This window comes from Kitasatospora sp. NPDC059571, from assembly GCF_042735675.1.
In the GTDB taxonomy this organism is placed as follows: Bacteria; Actinomycetota; Actinomycetes; order Streptomycetales; family Streptomycetaceae; genus Kitasatospora.
The window spans coordinates 1-18,119 of sequence record NZ_JBHWBW010000128.1 but is presented as its reverse complement, the minus strand read 5'-3'; the positions used below and the strand labels follow the sequence as shown (position 1 = coordinate 18,119).

General features: G+C 74.3%; 11 protein-coding genes. 7 read left to right on the top strand and 4 right to left on the bottom strand.

The window, feature by feature from the left end; translation table 11 throughout:
- From ACFV0G_RS16935 to ACFV0G_RS16925, 3 genes are all read left to right on the top strand, one after another.
- A partial coding sequence (locus ACFV0G_RS16935; RefSeq protein WP_380547452.1) for a SpoIIE family protein phosphatase occupies window positions 1–2,762 on the top strand: 2,762 nt, incomplete at its 5' end.
- Window positions 2,763–3,363: 601 nt separating this feature from the next.
- Window positions 3,364–5,856, top strand: a complete 2,493-nt coding sequence (locus tag ACFV0G_RS16930) for a SpoIIE family protein phosphatase (protein ID WP_380547449.1) — start codon at window positions 3,364–3,366, stop codon at window positions 5,854–5,856.
- 135 nt (window positions 5,857–5,991) lie between these two features.
- The gene (locus ACFV0G_RS16925) at window positions 5,992–7,734 is read left to right on the top strand and encodes an ABC transporter family substrate-binding protein (protein ID WP_380547446.1); all 1,743 of its coding nucleotides are present in this window, start codon (window positions 5,992–5,994) and stop codon (window positions 7,732–7,734) included.
- Window positions 7,735–7,750: 16 nt separating this feature from the next.
- On the opposite strand, the gene ACFV0G_RS16920 is transcribed toward ACFV0G_RS16925, so the two are convergent.
- Window positions 7,751–8,926 (bottom strand): hypothetical protein, encoded by a 1,176-nt coding sequence (locus ACFV0G_RS16920; protein WP_380547443.1) that lies wholly within the window; start codon window positions 8,924–8,926, stop codon window positions 7,751–7,753.
- A gap of 251 nt (window positions 8,927–9,177) precedes the next feature.
- On the opposite strand from ACFV0G_RS16920, the gene typA reads away from it, so the two are divergent.
- The 3 genes from typA (at window position 9,178) to ACFV0G_RS16905 (ending at window position 13,859) form a co-directional block, all read left to right on the top strand.
- Window positions 9,178–11,082, top strand: a complete 1,905-nt coding sequence (typA, locus tag ACFV0G_RS16915; protein ID WP_380547440.1) for a translational GTPase TypA — start codon at window positions 9,178–9,180, stop codon at window positions 11,080–11,082.
- Between the two features lie 130 nt (window positions 11,083–11,212).
- Window positions 11,213–12,952 (top strand): methionine--tRNA ligase, encoded by a 1,740-nt coding sequence (gene metG / locus ACFV0G_RS16910; RefSeq protein WP_380547437.1) that lies wholly within the window; start codon window positions 11,213–11,215, stop codon window positions 12,950–12,952.
- 163 nt (window positions 12,953–13,115) lie between these two features.
- Entirely contained in the window at window positions 13,116–13,859 is a 744-nt protein-coding gene (locus tag ACFV0G_RS16905) for a hypothetical protein (RefSeq protein WP_380547434.1), read from the top strand.
- Between the two features lie 53 nt (window positions 13,860–13,912).
- Here ACFV0G_RS16905 and ACFV0G_RS16900 read toward each other — a convergent pair whose 3' ends face one another.
- Window positions 13,913–14,707: a putative protein N(5)-glutamine methyltransferase gene (locus ACFV0G_RS16900; RefSeq protein WP_380547431.1), complete on the bottom strand. Its 795-nt coding sequence runs from the start codon at window positions 14,705–14,707 to the stop codon at window positions 13,913–13,915.
- A gap of 229 nt (window positions 14,708–14,936) precedes the next feature.
- Here ACFV0G_RS16900 and ACFV0G_RS16895 point away from each other — a divergent pair, with 229 nt between their 5' ends.
- Window positions 14,937–15,536: a DUF4291 domain-containing protein gene (locus tag ACFV0G_RS16895; protein ID WP_380547428.1), complete on the top strand. Its 600-nt coding sequence runs from the start codon at window positions 14,937–14,939 to the stop codon at window positions 15,534–15,536.
- 15 nt (window positions 15,537–15,551) lie between these two features.
- On the opposite strand, the gene ACFV0G_RS16890 is transcribed toward ACFV0G_RS16895, so the two are convergent.
- Both ACFV0G_RS16890 and ACFV0G_RS16885 read right to left on the bottom strand, forming a co-directional pair.
- Complete coding sequence (locus tag ACFV0G_RS16890; RefSeq protein ID WP_380547425.1) at window positions 15,552–17,207, bottom strand: RICIN domain-containing protein; 1,656 nt, start codon at window positions 17,205–17,207, stop codon at window positions 15,552–15,554.
- A 325-nt stretch (window positions 17,208–17,532) separates the two neighbouring features.
- A complete protein-coding gene (locus ACFV0G_RS16885) occupies window positions 17,533–17,772 on the bottom strand; it encodes a chaplin (protein WP_380547422.1) in 240 nt (79 codons plus the stop codon).
- Window positions 17,773–18,119: the final 347 nt, after the last annotated feature.

Sequence of the window (18,119 nt, the reverse complement as noted above, 5' to 3'; positions counted from 1 at the left end):
GTACCGGACTGGACGCGGCGGCGAACCAGGTGCTCGCGGTGATCAACCAGGCGCGGGCGGCCCCGCCCGGCGCCCCCCCCCGCGAGCTCGGGCACACCGGGGGCGCCACCGAGTCGGACACCCTCGCCGTCACGGCCCTGCACGGGGCGCGCCGCGCCCCCGACCCGGCCCGCGCAGCCGCCGGCCGTCCCGAGCCGCGGCCGCGGCCCGCCCAGACGCCGACCGCCTCCCCGCGCAGCCGCCCGGTCCTGCCCTACCCCGGCACCCCGACGGCCGGCGCCAAGAGCGCGGAGCCGGCCCGCGGCAGCCTCTTCGACGTGGTCAAGGTCGCCATCGCGATCCTCGACACCTCCGGCCGGGTGGTGCTGTGGAGCCCGGCCGCGGAGGAGATGCTCGGCTGGCCCAGCGAGGTCCTCGTCGGCCGCCGGATCGACCGGCTGATCACCGACCCCGAGCTGGTCGGCCAGGCCGACCGGGCGATCCGGGAGACCCTGCGCAACGGCAGCTGGCACGGCATCACCCGGCTCAACGACCGCGAGGGCGTCAACGTCGTCCTGGAGGTGCGGATCTCCCTGCTCGTCGACGGCGACGGCACGCCCTTCCTGCAGGCCGCCATCGCCGACGCCGGGACGGTCGCCGCCGTCGAGCGCGACCTCGCCGTCCGCGACGCCCTGTTCGAGCAGTCCCCGCTCGGCATCGCGATCCTCGACACCGACCTGCGCTACACCGCGGTCAACCGCACGCTCGCCGAGATGAACGGCGTGCCCATGGAGGACCACGTCGGCCGGACCACGGGGGAGACCCTCCCCGAGCGGGCCGCCGACGAGATCACCGCCATCCAGCGCCAGGTCCTGGCCACCGGCGAGCCGGTGATCGACGTGACCCTGGCCGCCCCGGTCACCGCCCGCTCCGGGTTCCGGTCGATCTCCTACAGCCGGATGACCGACCGGGCCGGCCGGATCCTCGGCATCTCCGGCACCGTCATGGACGTCACCGAGCGGTACCGCGCCGTCTCCAAGGTCGAGCACGCCCGCCGCCGGCTCTCCCTCCTCAACGAGTTCGGCTCCCGGGTCGGCGACCTGCTCGACGCCTCGCGGATCGCCCAGGAACTCGCCGGGGCCGTCATCCCCCGGCTCGCCGACTACTCCGCCGTCATCCTGCTCCAGGCCGTCGCCCACGGCGACGACCTGCCCCGGCACGGCCACGACCGGCGGACCTCGCTGCTCCAGCTCGGCACCGCCTCCGTCCAGGACGGGCCCGAGGTCGAGACGATGCTCCGCCGCGGCGCCCGGATCACCTTCAGCGAGGAGTCCGCCTTCGGCCGGGTGCTGCGCACCGGCATCCCGGAGCTGCTCAGCGGCAAGGACGAACTGGCCGACCTCAGCTACCCCGGCGACCCCAAGGTGCAGGCCGCGCAGGACCTCGGCGTGCACTCCCGGCTGGTCGTGCCGCTGCGCGCCCGCGGGATCGTCATCGGCCTGCTGGTGGTCAGCCGGGCCGGCTACCGCGAGGGCTTCGACCGCGACGACCTGGCCTTCGCGGTCGAGCTCGCGGACCGGGCCGGCAGCTCGCTCGACAACGCCCGGCTGTACGCCCGCGAGCGCACCGCCGCCCTCACCCTCCAGCGCACCCTGCTGCCCCAGCAGGTCCCGCAGCCGGCCGGCGTCGAGGTCGCCTACCGCTACGTCCCCGGCAGCAGCGGCACCGAGGTCGGCGGCGACTGGTTCGACGTGATCCCGCTGCCCGGCGACCGCACCGCGCTGGTGGTCGGCGACGTGATGGGCCACGGCCTGCGGGCCGCCGCCACGATGGGCCGGCTGCGGACCGCGGTACGGGTACTGGCCGCCCTCGACCTGCCGCCGGACATCCTGCTGCGGCACGTCCACGAACTCGCCGACGACCTGGCCCAGGGACCGGACGAGGCGCTCCTGGCCACCTGCGTGTACGCGGTCTACGACCCGGGCCGCCGGCGGCTGACCGTGACCAAGGCCGGGCACATCCCGCCCGTGCTGGTGGTGCCCAAGGACGGCGACGGCTCGCGGCCGACGGCCGGCGGCCCGCTGCCCGGCGGGGTCGGCCAGGTGCTGGACCTGCCCTCGGGTGCGCCGCTCGGCGTCGGCGGCGTCCCCTTCGAGTCGATCCAGCTGGAGATCCCCGAGGGCAGCCTGCTGGCGCTGTGCACCGACGGCCTGGTGGAGTCCCGGGACAAGGACCTCGACGTCGGCCTCGGCCGCCTGATCGCGGTGCTCGAACAGCCGTACGCCTCCATCCAGCAGGCCTGCGAGGCCGTGCTCGACACCATGGAGCAGGGCCGCGAGCCGGACGACGTCGCGCTGCTGCTGGCCCGCCTCAGCCACGGCGAGGTGGGGACGCCGACGGCGGGCTGGACCCTCCCGGCCGAGCCCACCGCGGTCTCCCGGGCCCGCCGCCTGGTGCGCGCCACCCTCGCCGACTGGAGCGTGGAGCACCTCACCGACACCGCGGAGCTGCTGGTCAGCGAGCTGGTGACGAACTCCGTCCGGTACGCCAGCGCGCCGATCGGCGTCCGGCTCACGCTCGGCGAGACGCTGCTCGTGGAGATCAGCGACCCGCTGCCCGACCCGCCGCGGGAGCGGCACGCCGCCGAGGCGGACGAGGGCGGCCGCGGCCTGGAGCTGGTCGGCCGGCTGGCACTGCGCTGGGGCGCCCGTGCCGAGGGCATGGGCAAGGTGGTCTGGTTCGAGCTGCCGCTCGAGGAGACCGAGCCCGACTGGTTCGACTAGCGCGGCTCCGGCGCCCGGGCCGTGTGTACGTTCTGTCCCGGATCCGCCACGTTCGCGACGTCCCGGCGACACCGCTGCGGCACCGGGGTGTCACCCAGGGTCGCAAGGGTGTCCGAGGGCTGGGCGGCGCCGACGGCGCAGGGGTCCGGAAGCGGGCCCGGCCGACCCGTCCGCCGGGTGCCCCGACGGGCGGCCGCGGGCGGGGTCGGAGCCGCCGTCGGGACAGGTCCGGACAGCCCCAGCCGGGGACTGGCGCTGATGATCGGTCATATGATGAAATTCCCGAATCCGTAGGCGGTTTAGAACCGCCGAATCGGCCCGATCCTGCCGGATCCGTGCACGACGGAGCCGGAATTCCGCACGGCTCCCGACCCGTCATTCCGATCCGTGCAGAACGGTCCGGTTCGAACAGCGGCGGCCGGGTAAGGAGCACCGGGCGGGCCTCCCCGATTCGATGTTGTGACGCTCGGGGCGTGTGCGCCCGCACCCGGATGATGAATACTCGGTCTTCTCGACATCCGGATGGGCACGGGTTGGAGGGGTCGGTCCGTTGAACAGCACTCCGGCGCCACAGGCGCCGAGCAGCAGCGGTCATGCCGCCGTGCCCGGGCAACCGGGCGCTCCGCACGCCGAGGACGTCCCGCACGCCCTCGGCGGCCACCGCCACGGCCGGCCCGGCTCGATCTACGACTACATCCGGGTCGCGACCTTCGCGATCGGCCCGGACGGCCGGATCAGCCAGTGGAGCAACCGCGCTGCCGAGTTCTTCGGCGTCCCCGCCGCCGAGGCCGTCGGGGCCGACCCGATCACCGCTTTCGTCCCCCGCGAGCTCTGGCAGCGCGGCCGGGCCCGGCTGGAGCGCATCCTCGCCGGCGAGGAGTGGATCGGCACCGCCCCCTACCGCGACGTCCGCGGCGCCGAGGGCCTTGCCGAGGTCTACGTGATGCCCGCCGAGGGCGACACCGCACCCGGCGCCACCTGCCTCGCCGTCGACGTCGGCCGGCTGCGCACCCTGGAGACCGACCTGGCCGCCTCCGAGGCGGTCTTCGGCCAGACGCCCACCGGCTTCTTCCTCTTCGACCTCGACCTGCGCCTGCGCCGGGTCAACGAGGCCTTCGCCGCCAGCGTCGGACGCCCCGCCGAGGCCCTCGACGGCCGCCAGCCCGCCGAGCTGTTCCCGCCCGCCGAGGCCGACCGGCTGATGGTCGCCCTGCGCAAGGTGCTCACCGGGGGCGAACCCATCCTCGACCTGCGCTTCAGCGGCGGCGGGCCGGCCGTCCCCGGCCGCGAGGGCCACCGCCGCTGGTCGCTCTCGCTTTTCCGGCTCACCGGCCCGGGCGGCGCCCCGATCGGCGTCGCCGGCCAGGTCCAGGACGTCACCAGCCGGCACGTCGCCGAACGCGAGGCCGCCGGAGTGCGCCGCAGCCTCGCCCTGCTGAACGAGGCCTCCACCCACATCGGCTCCACCCTCGACCTGGAGACCACCGCCAAGGAGCTGCTGGACGTGATCGTCCCGCAGTTCTGCGACGTCGCCACCGTCGACCTGTACACCGCGCTGCTCTCCGGCGACTCCGGCCCGATCTCCGGCATCCCCGGCGTCCTGGACGGCTCCGGCGAACTGCGCCGGGTCGCCGTCTCCAGCGTCGTCGGCGGCGCCTCCTCGGTGCTCGGCAGCGAGGGCGGCCTGGTGGCCGTCCCGGTCGCCGAGGCCGGCGGCACGCTCTGCTACCCGCCGCGCTCGCCGCACGCCCGCGCCCTGCGCACCGGCCGCAGCGTCGTCCCGCAGCCCGGACCCGACCCGCTGCTGCGCTCCACCCTGGTCGTCCCGCTGGTCGCCCGCGACCAGGTGCTCGGCCTCGTCCAGCTCTCCCGGGCGATCGGCTCCGAGCCGTTCGACGCCCGCGACGTGGCGATCGCCGAGGAGCTGGTGGCCCGCGCCGCCGTCTGCGTCGACAACGCCCGGCTGTACCGGCGCGAGCACGAGCGCGCGCTGATCCTCCAGCGCAGCCTGCTGCCGCCCGGCAAGCCGGAGGCGACCGGCCTGGAGATCGCCCGCCGCTACCTGCCCAGCAACAACAACACCGAGGTCGGCGGCGACTGGTTCGACGTGATCCCGCTGCCCGGCAGCCGCACCGCCCTGGTGATCGGCGACGTGATGGGCCGCGGCCTGCGCGCCGCCGTGGCGATGGGCCAGCTCAGAACCGCCGTCCGCACCCTGGCCATGCTCGACCTCGACCCCGCCGAGGTGCTCGGCGCGCTGGACGAGATCGCCCGCGGCCTCGGCGGCTCGGAGGACGCGACCGGCCAGCCCGGCACCGAGAGCGTCGAGGTCTACCTCGCCACCTGCGTCTACGCGGTGTACGACGCGGTGACCCAGCGCTGCATCATCGCCAGCGCCGGCCACCTGCCGCCCGCACTGCTCTGTCCCGGCGAGCCGGCCGTGATGCTCGACGTGCCGCCCGGCCTGCCGCTGGGCGTCGGCGGCGAGCCCTTCGAGGAGGTCGAGTTCACCCTGCCGGACGGCGCCGTGCTCGGCCTGTACACCGACGGCCTGGTGGAGTCCCGCAAGCACCAGCTGGACGAGGGCCTGCGGGCCTTCCGCACCGCGCTGACCAACGGCTCCAAGCAGCTGGAGCAGCTCTGCGACGAGGTGCTGGACGAGCTGATCCCGCACCACGGCGAGGACGACATCGCACTCCTCATGGCCAAGGTCGAGGCCCTGCCCCAGGACTCGGTCGGCGACTGGAGGCTGCCGCCGGAGCCGACCTCGGTCGGCCGGGCCCGCGAGAGCGCCTGCGACTGGCTGATCGGCCGCGGCCTGGACGAGCTGGTCGACACCACCGAGCTGCTGGTCAGCGAGCTGGTCACGAACGCCCTGCGACACGGCCGCGGCGAGATCCGGCTGCGGCTGCTGCGCGACCGGACGGTGGTCTGCGAGGTCTGGGACGACGGGTACGCGCAGCCCCGCCAACGGCGCGCGCAGGAGACCGACGAGGGCGGCCGCGGTCTCCAGCTGGTCAGCCTGCTCGCCGAGCGCTGGGGCAGCCGCCGGACCCCGAAGGGCAAGATCGTCTGGTTCGAACTGGCGCTCTGACACCGCCCGCTGGGCCGCCCGGGTGGATCTGCCCGCCCGGGCGCCGTGTCGCCCCGGGGCGGTGCTCCCGATGGCTTTCAGTGGTCGGCAAACCCGGACTCCCTCGGGTCGGCCGACTAGCTGCCGGAGGAGCGCATGCGCGCCAACCAGTTCGTCGTCGCGGCCGCCGCGCTGTGCCTGGCCGCCGCCCTCGGCGGCTGCACCGGCGGCGGCGGAGCGGCGGCCGGACCGCCCCTGTCCGACATCACCGCCGCCGACCGGGCGCAGACCCGGGACGGCGGTACGGTGCGCTGGGCGGTGGACGCCGTCCCAGCCACCCTGAACGTCTACCAGCCGGACGCGACCGCCGACTCCGCGCTGATCGCCCGCGCGCTGCTGCCCGGCCTGTTCCGGGTGGACGACCGCGGCCGGGTCGCCCCCGACCCCGACTACCTGGCCGGCGCCGACTCCACCCCGGCCGGCCACAGCCCGCAGACCGTCACCTACCGGCTGAACCCGGCCGCGGTCTGGAGCGACGGCTCGCCGCTGTCCGCGGCCGACTTCGCCGCCCAGTGGAAGGCGCTGTCCGGCGCCGACCCGGCCTTCCGCAGCACCCGGCCGGCCGGGTACGACGCCATCGCCTCGGTCGCCCAGGGCAGCGGCCCGCACGAGGTCAAGGTGGTCTTCAAACAGCCGTACGCCGACTGGCGGTCGCTGTTCAGCCCGCTCTACCCGGCCGCCAGGACGTCCGCCGCGGACACCTTCAACCAGCCGCTGGACGGGTCCTTCCGCACCTCGGCCGGGCCGTTCACGCTCGCCGGTTACGACCGCGACGCCGGCCACGCCACGCTCGCCCGCAACCCCCGCTGGTGGGGCGAGCGGGCCAAGGCCGACGGCATCGACTTCACCGCCGTCCCGGCGGCCGGGCGGATCGACGCCCTCGACCACAACACCCTCGACATCGCCGGGCTCACCACCTCCGTCGACCGGGCCACCGCCGACGGCGCGGGCGCCGCCGCCCCGCCGGACGCCGCCGCCCTCGCCGAGGCCAGCGCGGCGGCCCTGAAGCGGGCCGAGGCCCTGCCCGGCCTCACCGTGCACCGGGCGCCGGACGCCGCCTTCACCCAGCTCACCCTCAATGCGGCGAAGGGCCCGCTGGCCGACCCGGCCGTCCGCCAGGCGGTCGCCCGTGCGGTCGACCGCCAGCAGGTCGCCACCGCCGCTCTCGGACCGCTCGGCCTCGGCGCCGTCCCGCTCGGCAACCACCTGCTGCTGACCGGGCAGGACGGCTACCGCGACAACAGCGGCGCGCTCGGCACCGACAGTCCCGCGACCCTGCTCGACCGGGCCGGCTGGAAGGCCGCGGACGGCAAGCGCAGCAAGGACGGCAAGCCGCTCGCGCTGGCCCTGCTCGTCCCGGACGGCTCCGCCACCGCCCGGCGCACCGCCGACGCGATCACCGGGGAGCTCACCGCGGCCGGCATCGCGGTCACCCTCCGGGCGGTTCCGGCCGACGCCTTCGTCACCGACCACCTCGCCAAGGGCGACTTCGACCTGGCGCTGTTCTCCTGGCCGGTCAGCGCGTTCCCGGCCGACGCCCGGCCGCTGTACGCCAAGCCGCAGCCCGGGCCGGACGGCGTGCCGGTGCTCGGCCGCAACTACGCGGGGACCGGCACCGCCGAGATCGACCGCCTGCTGGACCGGGCCGCCGCCGAGCTCGACCCGGCCGCCCGCACCTCGCTGCTCCAGCAGGCGGACGCCCGGCTGTGGCAGCTGGCCGACGTGGTGCCGCTCTACCGCCGGCCCGACCTGGTCGCCGTCCGCAACGGCGTGGCCGGCGCCGGGGTGTACGGCTTCGAGACGCCCCGCTACCAGGACGTCGGGTTCCGGACGACGTGACGGGGGCCGGCCGGGATCAGCCGGCCGGCTCCACCGTCAGCAGGCCGATCCGTCCCTCCACCGCGGCGATCCGGGCGAGCTCCGGGCAGAGCGCCCGGGCCCGGCCGACGGCCTGCCGGGCCTCGTCCGTCCGGCCGACCCCGGCGAGCGCCGCCGCGAGCGCGCACTCGGCCTGCGCCCGGGCGAGCGGCCCGGTGGCCTGGCCGGCCGCCCGCCGGGCCAGCGAGAGGGCCTCCTCGCGCTCGCCGTTCAGCAGGGCCAGCCAGGCCGGGGCGGGGGAGTGGCGCAGCAGCGCGGGGAACGCGGCGCCGGCGGCCGCGACGGCCTGTTCCAGCTGCGGCAGGTAGCCGGCCGGCGGCAGCTCACCGGTCTCGGCGGCGCCGACGAAGGCCCCGGCGAGCTGGAGGTGGGCCTGCGCGGTGCGGGCCCGGCCCACCACGGCGGACGCCGCGGCGCGGGCGAGCGTCGCACTCTCCTCGTACCGGCCGCGGGCCTCGGCGATGCCGGCCCGCAGCAGGTACTCCTGGCCGCCGGGCACCCGGTCCGCGGCGAGCGGCCCCAGGGCCGCCTCGGCCTTCGCCAGGTCGCCCCGGACGTGGGCCCGCACCGCGGCGATGCCGTCCGCGCCCAGCGCCAGGCCGTCGGCGGTCGCCCTCGGCAGGAACGGCATGCGCAGCAGCATCCAGCCCGCCGACATCGGCTGCCAGACGGCGACCAGCGAAACGACCGCCAGGAAGAGCACGCCGAAGGCGAGCGAGCGGCCCGGTGAGGGCAGGGTGATCAGCCAGACGCCGAGCGCGATCTGGACGGCGGAGGCCAGCAGGGTCGCCAGCCAGAGCCGGGGCCGCAGCGCGGGGCCGGCCACCGGCACCCGCTCGATGCACAGGAACGGGATCAGCACCCGGCGTACGGACAGCGTGATCGGGCCGACGGTGAACTCGGCCAGCCGCGGGCCGAAGCCGAGCACCGCGGTGACCGGGGCGCCCGCGAGCCGGCCGGTGAGCAGGGCGGCGAGGTGGGCGCTCTGCAGGCCGAGCAGGGCGCCGAGGCCGGCCCAGACCCCTTCGAGCAGCGGTCGGAACGCCCGGCCGTCGCCGCCCTGCAGCAGGGCGAGTCCGACGAGGAGGACGAGGCACGTCGGCAGCAGCCGGCGCCGGGCGCGGGCGGGATCGGAGGTCGATGATCTTGTCATCGCAGCAGGGTGGCGCATTCCGTACGGGTACGGGCGATCCGTGGCCCAGTTGTGATCTTGCACGCGGTGCCATCCGCCGTTTCGGCCTCCGGGGGCGCTTCCCCGTACCATAGGAAGAGCCGTGGCATGGTGTGCCCGGCGGGTGGACCGGTAGTAGCAGGCGGGAACGGGCGGCGGCGATCGACAGGGATCGCAAGTCGGCGTCACGCAGCCGGGCGCCGAAACCCACGAACCGGGAGATTCCGCTCCGCATGCCCACGCGCAACGACATCCGTAACGTCGCCATCGTCGCCCACGTCGACCACGGCAAGACCACCCTGGTCGACGCCATGCTGAAGCAGGCCGGCGCCTTCGCCGCCCACCAGCACCTCGACGACCGCATGATGGACTCGAACGACCTGGAGCGCGAGAAGGGCATCACCATTCTCGCGAAGAACACCGCGGTCAAGTACCACCCCAAGGACGGTGGCGCGCCGATCACCATCAACATCATCGACACCCCGGGCCACGCCGACTTCGGTGGCGAGGTCGAGCGCGGCCTGTCGATGGTGGACGCGGTCGTGCTGCTGGTCGACGCCTCCGAGGGCCCGCTGCCGCAGACCCGCTTCGTGCTCCGCAAGGCGCTCACCGCGCGCCTGCCCGTCATCCTCTGCATCAACAAGACGGACCGCCCGGACGCCCGGATCGACGAGGTCATCAACGAGACCTACGACCTCTTCCTCGACCTGGACGCGGACGAGGACCAGATCGAGTTCCCGATCGTCTACGCCTGTGCCCGTGACGGCGTCGCCTCGCTGACCAAGCCGGAGAACGGCACCGTCCCGGCCGACTCCACCAGCCTGGAGCCGTTCTTCTCCACCATCCTGGAGCACGTCCCGGCGCCGACCTTCGACGAGGACGCCCCGCTGCAGGCCCACGTCACCAACCTGGACGCCGACAACTTCCTCGGCCGCATCGCGCTGCTCCGCGTCGAGCAGGGCGAGCTGCGCAAGGGCCAGACCGTGGCCTGGATCAAGCGCGACGGCTCGATCCAGAACGTGCGCATCTCCGAGCTGCTGATGACCGAGGCGCTCACCCGCAAGCCGGCCGAGGTGGCGGGCCCGGGCGACATCTGCGCGGTCGCCGGCATCTCCGACATCATGATCGGCGAGACCCTGGCCGACACCGAGAACCCGATCGCGCTGCCGCTGATCACGGTGGACGAGCCGGCCATCTCGATGACCATCGGCACCAACACCTCGCCGCTGGTCGGCAAGGGCGGCAGCGGCAAGGGCGCGGACGCCAAGTCCGGCGCCAAGGTCGACCGCAAGGTCACCGCCCGCCAGGTGAAGGACCGCCTGGACCGCGAGCTCATCGGCAACGTGTCGCTCCGCGTCCTGGACACCGAGCGCCCGGACGCCTGGGAGGTGCAGGGCCGCGGTGAGCTGGCGCTGGCCATCCTGATCGAGACCATGCGCCGCGAGGGCTTCGAGCTGACCGTCGGCAAGCCGCAGGTGGTCACCCGCGAGGTCAACGGCAAGACCCACGAGCCGGTCGAGCGCCTGACCGTGGACGTCCCCGAGGAGCACATGGGTGCCGTCACCCAGCTCATGGGCATCCGCAAGGGCCGGATGGACAACATGTCCAACCACGGCTCGGGCTGGGTCCGCATGGAGTTCGTGGTGCCCTCCCGCGGTCTGATCGGCTTCCGCACGGAGTTCCTGACCAACACCCGCGGCACCGGTATCGCGCACTCGATCCACGAGGGCTACGAGCCGTGGTTCGGCACCCTGACCACCCGCAACAACGGCTCGCTGGTCGCCGACCGCTCCGGCGTAGTCACCGCCTTCGCGATGACCAACCTGCAGGAGCGCGGCGTGCTCTTCTGCGAGCCGGGCACCGAGGTGTACGAGGGCATGATCGTCGGTGAGAACTCGCGCTCCGACGACATGGACGTGAACATCACCAAGGAGAAGAAGCTCACCAACATGCGGTCGTCGAACGCCGACGTCGCCGAGTCGATCGTCCCGCCGCGCAAGCTCTCGCTGGAGCAGTCGCTGGAGTTCTGCCGCGAGGACGAGTGCATCGAGGTGACCCCGGAGACCGTGCGCATCCGCAAGGTCGTCCTGGACGCCAAGGAGCGCGGCCGCACCGCGTCGCGCGCCAAGAAGAGCTGACGCCGCCAGACGGCTCACCGGCCGGGGGCCGCCCCCCCCCGGGGGGCGGCGGTCCCCGGCGGCTAGGATCGTGGAGGCAGGGCCCGCGGGCGTCCGGGCGGTGCCCGCCGGAGAGCACGGGAGTCCCGGGATGACTCGGCACCTGATCACCAGCGCGCTTCCGTACATCAACGGGATCAAGCACCTGGGCAACATGGTCGGGTCGATGCTCCCGGCGGACGTGTACGCCCGCTACCTGCGGCTGCGCGGCCACGAGGTGCTGTACATCTGCGCCACCGACGAGCACGGCACGCCCGCCGAGCTGGCCGCCCAGGAGGCGGGGCTGCCGGTCGCCGAGTTCTGCGCCCGGGCGCACGACCGGCAGAGGGCGGTCTACGAGGGCTTCGAGCTGTCCTTCGACTTCTTCGGCCGCAGCTCCTCGCCGCAGAACCGGGAGATCACCCAGGAGATCGCCCGCGAGCTGCACGCCAACGGTTTCATCGAGGAACGGGCGATCCGCCAGGTGTACTCCGTCACCGACGGGCGCTTCCTGCCGGACCGGTACATCGTCGGCACCTGCCCGCACTGCGGGTACGACCGGGCCCGCGGCGACCAGTGCGAGAACTGCACCCGCGTCCTGGACCCGACCGATCTGCTCGAACCGCGCTCCGCGATCAGCGGCAGCTCCGACCTGGAGGTCCGGGAGACCGAGCACCTGTTCCTGCTCCAGTCGAGGCTGACCGACGAGGTCGAGGCGTGGATCGCCGCCACCGGCGACAACTGGCCCGTCCTCGCCTCCTCGATCGCCCGGAAGTGGCTGACCGAGGGCCTGCAGGACCGCTCGATCACCCGTGATCTGGAGTGGGGTGTCCCGGTGCCCGCCGATGTGTGGCCGGAGCTGGCCGCGGCGGGCAAGGTTTTCTACGTCTGGTTCGACGCCCCGATCGAGTACATCGGCGCCACCAAGGAGTGGGCCGACGCGGCCGCGGCCGGCGAGGTCCGCGACTGGAAGTCCTGGTGGTACGAGGCCGACGACACCGTCCGCTACACGGAGTTCATGGCCAAGGACAACGTCCCGTTCCACACCGTGATGTTCCCCGCCACGATCCTCGGCTCACGCCGGCCGTGGAAGAAGGTCGACTACGTCAAGGCGTTCAACTGGCTGACGTACTACGGGGGCAAGTTCTCCACCAGCCAGAGGCTGGGCGTCTTCACCGACGTCGCGCTGGAGCTGCTGCCCGCCGACTACTGGCGCTACTTCCTGATGGCGCACGCCCCCGAGTCGGACGACTCCAGCTTCACCTGGGACCTGTTCGCCTCCGTGGTCAACAAGGACCTGGCCGACACCTTCGGCAACTTCGTCAACCGCGTGCTCTCGTTCAGCCGCAAGCGCTTCGGCGACGCCGTCCCGGCCGGCGGTGCCGCCGGGGAGGCCGAGCAGCGCCTCGGCGCGCAGGTCGCCGGACTGCTGGCCGAGTACGAGGGCAACCTGGACGCACTGAACTTCCGCAAGGCCGCCCGGAGCCTGCGGGCACTGTGGAGCGCGGGCAACGCGTACCTCGACGAGAAGGCGCCGTGGCTCCAGGTGAGGACCGACCCGGAGGCCGCCGCGCTCACCCTGCGCACGGCGATGAACCTGATCTACCTCTACGCGGTCGTCTCCGAACCGTTCGTCCCCGGCGCCGCGAAGGCCGTCCGTGCGTCCTTCGCGCTCGACCGGGACGCCGCCGCGGCCACCCCGACCTGGGTGGACGCGGACCGGGCCGGGGCACTGGACCTGGTGCCGGCGGGCACCGCGTTCTCCGTCCCGCCGGTCCTCTTCGCCAAGATCACCGACGAGGACCTGGCCGCCTGGACCGAGCGCTTCGGCGGCCGGCCCGAATCCGCCTGATCCGCCGCGCCGTCCGGCTCCGCGCAGAACCGCCCGACCGCTCCCCCGCCGGGTTCCGGCAGGCCCGAGGACCGGCCGTGCCGGGCCGACTGTCCGATCATCAGGTGTCAGAACGGGCGAAGCCGGGCATCTGGTGGGCGTCGGCTCTGCGAAAGGGGCGGGGATGGCGGCGGTCGGATGGATCCTGCTGGCCGTACTCGCGGGCGGCGCCGCCGCCGGCTGGCGGTGGTACCGGCACCCCGGCGCGCGGGCCCACGCCTTCGGCGAGGAGCACGCCGCCCTGCGCGGCGACCTCACCGCGGCCCGGCGCAAGGTCCGCGACGAGGTCCGGGCGGAGCGGCGCGAGCGCGTCCGGGCCGAACGGGTGGTCAAGACCCGCGAGGCCGAGCACCGGGAGCGGATCAGGGCCGTCGAGGAGCGGCTGGCCGAGCTGCTCGACCCCGGCTCCGGCGAGGAGATCGACACCCTGGGCGACCTGACCCTGTTCGAACACGTGCTGGCGTCCGAGTCCCGGGAGCTGCCGCTGTCGGGCCTGCGGGTCTCCGTCCGCTCCGGCCGCGAGGGCTGGCAGCTGCGGCTGCGCTCCCCGCACGGCCGGGCGTGGGACGAGGCGTACCCGCGGGAGCAGTTCGACGAGCACGAGGTCCGCCGGTTCGCCGGCCGGATCGAGCGCGCGGTCGGCTACGCGGAGCGGTTCGACGGTGTGCAGCAGCGCCGGATCGACGACACCGAGGACGAGTTGGCGGAGGTCCGCGCCGACACCGCCGCCGCGGACGAGGCCCGTGCCGCGCTGGCGGACCTGCTCGACCGCCACCGCCGGGACGGCCGGTCCTCGCTCGCCCGCGCGGAGTTGGAGGCCGTCCGCAAGCGGTGGCAGGCGGTCACCGGGCACCTGCCGCCGCGCTGACCGCCCGGGCCGCCGCCCTCCTCGGACCGGTCGACCCGGATCATCGGCCCGGATCAGCCGCGCGGGCGGGTACCGATCACCACCGTGGCGTAGAGCTCCTCGCTGTCCACCACCCGTACGGACATCCCGGCCTCCCTGAACACCCGCGCGGCAAGGGCAGCCTGGGACTCCCCGGCCTCGACGAGGAGGTGCCCGCCGGGAGCCAGCCAGGCACCGGCGCCGGCCGCCACCCGGCGCTGCACGTCGAGTCCGTCCGCCCCGCCGTCGAGCGCCACCAGCGGCTCGTGGAGGCGGGCCTCGGGCGGCAGCAGGCCGACCGAACCGCTCGGCACGTACGGGGTGTTGGCGACCAGCAGGTCGACCCGGCCGCGCAGCCCCTCGGGCAGCGGCGCGAACAGGTCGCCCTGGTGGACCGTGCCGCCGTAGCGGGCGAGGTTGCGGCGGGCGCACCGGACGGCGGCCGGCTCGACGTCGGCGGCGTGCAGTTCGGCCGGGTCCAGGGCCGCCGCCAGCGCGGCGCCCAGCGCGCCGCTGCCGCAGCAGAGGTCGAGCACCACCGGGTGCGGCGGTGCGAGCGCGATCGCCTGCCGGACGAGGAACTCGGTGCGCCGGCGCGGGACGAACACGCCTTCGTCCACCGCCACCCGCAGACCGCAGAAGTCGGCCCAGCCGACGACGTGTTCGAGCGGCAGGCCGGCGGCCCGGCGCCCGACCATGGCGGCGAGCTCGTCCGGGGTGCGCGCCGAGGAGAGCAGCAGATCCGCCTCGTCCTCGGCGAAGACGCAGCCGGCGGCGCGCAGGGCACGGACCACGTCGGACGGGGAGAGCGGGGGAACACCTGGGGACATGAGAGCCTTTCGGATACCGAAGGGTGCTCTCGCGGCCGCCTAGGAGAGGGCGGCCACCGGGACGGCCGGGGAGAGCACCGGGACAGCTGCTGCGGTGATCGGTCCCACCTCCTCGGGCCGTGCGGGGCGCATGTCGCCCCGTTGGGGACGCCACACTACCCGATCCGCAGGGGGCCGATCGGGGGTCGCGGCGGAAATCCGCTGGGCCCGGCGGACGCCGGGCGGCAGCATGGGCGGCGTGAGAACTCCGCTGCGGCAGATCCGGGCCGTCTACACCGAGGACACCGTCACGCTCTACCAGGCGTTCGTCCCGGAGATCGCCGGTCCGGCGGCCGAGCACGGCCGGTTCCCGGCGGCGTTCGACCGCGGCCGGATGACCTGGGTCAAGCCGTCGTTCCTCTGGATGATGTACCGCAGCGACTGGGCGCGCGCGGCGGGTCAGGAGCGGGTGCTGGCGGTCACCGTGCGGCGCGAGGGCTTCGAGTGGGCGCTGGCCCGGGCGGTGCCGAGCGGGTACGACGCCGAGCGGTACCGATCCCGGGACGCGTGGCGGCGCGACGTGCGCCGGGGTGCGGTGCGCATCCAGTGGGACCCGGAGCGGGACCTGCAGCTGCGGGCGATGCCGTGGCGGTCGCTGCAGCTGGGACTGCGCGGCGAGGCGGTGGCCCGGTACGCCGACGAGTGGATCACCGGGATCGAGGACGTCACCGGGCTGGCCCGCCGGGTGCACCGGGAGCGGACGGCCGCCCTGCTCCCCGCGGAGCGGCCGTACCCGCTGCCGGTGGGGATCGCCGCCCGGCTCGGCGCCGGGGCCGGCGACCCCCTCTAGCTGCGGACCCGCAGATCAGGGCAGGTAGACGATGCCCAGCTTGGTCGGCCGCCAGAGCTGGGCTCTCGCGCCGGTGTCCGCCGCGAGGGCGACCAGCCGGTTGCCCTGGCCGTCGAGGTCACCGGTGGCGGCCAGCACCTTGCCGCGGTCCTGCGAGTCGGCGATCTTGTACAGGCCGTCGCCGGCCGGGACGAAGACCCAGCGCTGGTTGCCGCCGCCGTTGCAGCGCCACTGCTCGATGCGGGTGCCGACGGCGGTGGAGCCGCCGGTGGCGTCCAGGCACATGTCGCGGTTGCCGCTGAAGTCCACCTCGAAGGTGCCGCCGGCCTTGGCCTCCAGCACGAAGGACTGGTTGAGCCCGCCGGTGGCCGGATAGGTGATCGCGGCCCGGCCGTTGGTCGAGTCGCCGTAGGTGCCGCCGCCCGCGAGGTCGAGCACCTTGCCGTCGGAGGCGTTGGTGAACTGGTACCAGGAGCCGTCCTCCGGCGCGTCCGGGAACGGGCGGCCCGGGGTGAGCGGCGTGATGGAGGTGGTGTTCTTCGCGTTCAGCGAGCAGAACGCCTCCGGCAGGGCGGACTGGGCGTAGAACTGCGCCAGGCAGACCGCCTCGCCCCGGTAGCCGGCCACCCGCAGGTGGTACGACTGCCGGACCATGTTCATGCACACGCCGGGGATGCCGATCTCCGCGTCGCAGCCGTTGCGGGTGCGCTCGGAGGTGTCGATGACGTCGCCGTTGGTGTACTCGTACGGCGAGCTGGTCCACTCCGCGCAGACCTCGTGGCCGTAGCTGACCCGCCGCTGGTCGAGGTAGCGCACCCCGGGGACCTGCGAGGCGGCCTGGCGCAGGGCGTCGCTGAAGGCCGGGACGACCAGGTTGTGGCCCCAGGCGAGGTCCTCGGGGAAGGCCGGGCAGCCGTCCGCGATCTTGCCGAGGTAGTCGTTGCGGCGGATGTCGGGCGTGATCGGGGTGAAGTACGACTGGTAGACCAGCTGGTAGGTGGAGTCGTCGTAGCCCGCCCGCCGCATGGTGTTGCGGACGTTGGTCAGCGCGGCCACCACCTTCGGCTTGACCCGCTCGGCGCGCTGCGCGATCTCGGCGGTGCCGATGGTGTCCCGGCAGCCCTGCGACTTGGGGATCGGGAAGTACTGGCCGAGGCAGGACAGCATGATGCCGGAGAAGTCGAAGTCGTCGTTGGCGCCGATCGTGACGACCACCATCTTGATGTCGTACTGCGAGGCGGCGGCGGCCAGTTGGACGTCCTGCTTGGGCTCGCCGAAGTCGCCGCTGCCGCCGCCGGTGATCTTCGCCAGGGCCGGGTCGCTGACCAGGTCGCCGGTCTGGGCGCCGGAGCAGGCGAGGTCGATCGGGGTGACGCCGGGCAGGCCGGTCACGAAGATCTCCGACTTCGCCGAGCGGTGGCAGTAGTTGGCGGGGGTGTCGGTGCCCGGCAGGTAGTCGTCGCCGGTGTCGGTGCCGGCGCCCTCGCCGGAGATGGCGCTGTCGCCGAGGGCGACGATCGCGGCGGGCCTGGCGGTCGCGCCGGCGTCGGCGGCCCGGGCGGGTGCGGCGGCCTCGACGCCGCCGAGACCGAGTGCTCCGGCGAGTGCGGCGGCGGCCAGCAGGGCGGCCGGCCGACATCGCAGGGCACCGGAGAGGGATGACCTGGTCACGCGAACTCCTCGGGAGGGTGGGGGTGCCGCACGGCGGGGCCGGCGGCGGTGGAGTGCGGTGCGTGCGGTGCGGGGTGTGCGCGGTACGGGCGGTGCGCGGTGCAGGGCGGCGGGGCGGGACACCCGCAAAATATGAGCCCGGCTCACATGTTAGGTACTGACAAGTAACGCAACAAGGCCCGCGACAGGACCTTCCGCCGCGGGCGGGCACCCGGCGGCGGGCACGCGACAGGGCCGCCGCCCGCGTTCCAGGAGGGGGAACGGGGCGGCGGCCCGGATGTCGCGGAATCGACCGTCGAACGGCGCGTCAGGCGGAGGAGCCCGATCAGCCCACGTTCGCGCAGGAGTTGCCGAACGCCGGGTTCAGCAGGCCGATGACGTCGACCGAGTTGCCGCAGACGTTGACCGGGACGTGCACCGGGACCTGGATGCTGTTGCCCGAGGCGACACCCGGGGAACCGGCCGCGACGCCCTCGGCGCCGGAGCTCGCCATCGCGGAGCCGGCACCGGCAGCGACGATGCCCACAACGGCGGCGCCGACAGCGGCGGCCTTCTTGACGCTCATAAGAGTCTCCTCGTTCTTCACAGTCTTCGTGCCGCACAGGCTCAGCACGGAAGCGCACAGGGCGTGCACCGGGCCCAACGAGCCCCCGCCGGGCGGGTACCGAACGGCCCGTCACATTCACCCGTTCGCAGCAGCGGAGGCATTCGGGTGATCACGGAACCCACCCGTTTCCCCCGGGCCGCTCGGTCGTTCTTCCTGACGAACCGGCACCACCGGCCCGGCCGCGGCCGGACCGGCCGGACCGTCCGTCCGGCGGCCCCCGGGCCCCCCCCGCGGGCCGCGCCGGTGGGGCGGGCCCCCCGGACCGTAAGATTCTTCTCCATGCGCACCATCGCCCACGGCGGGGT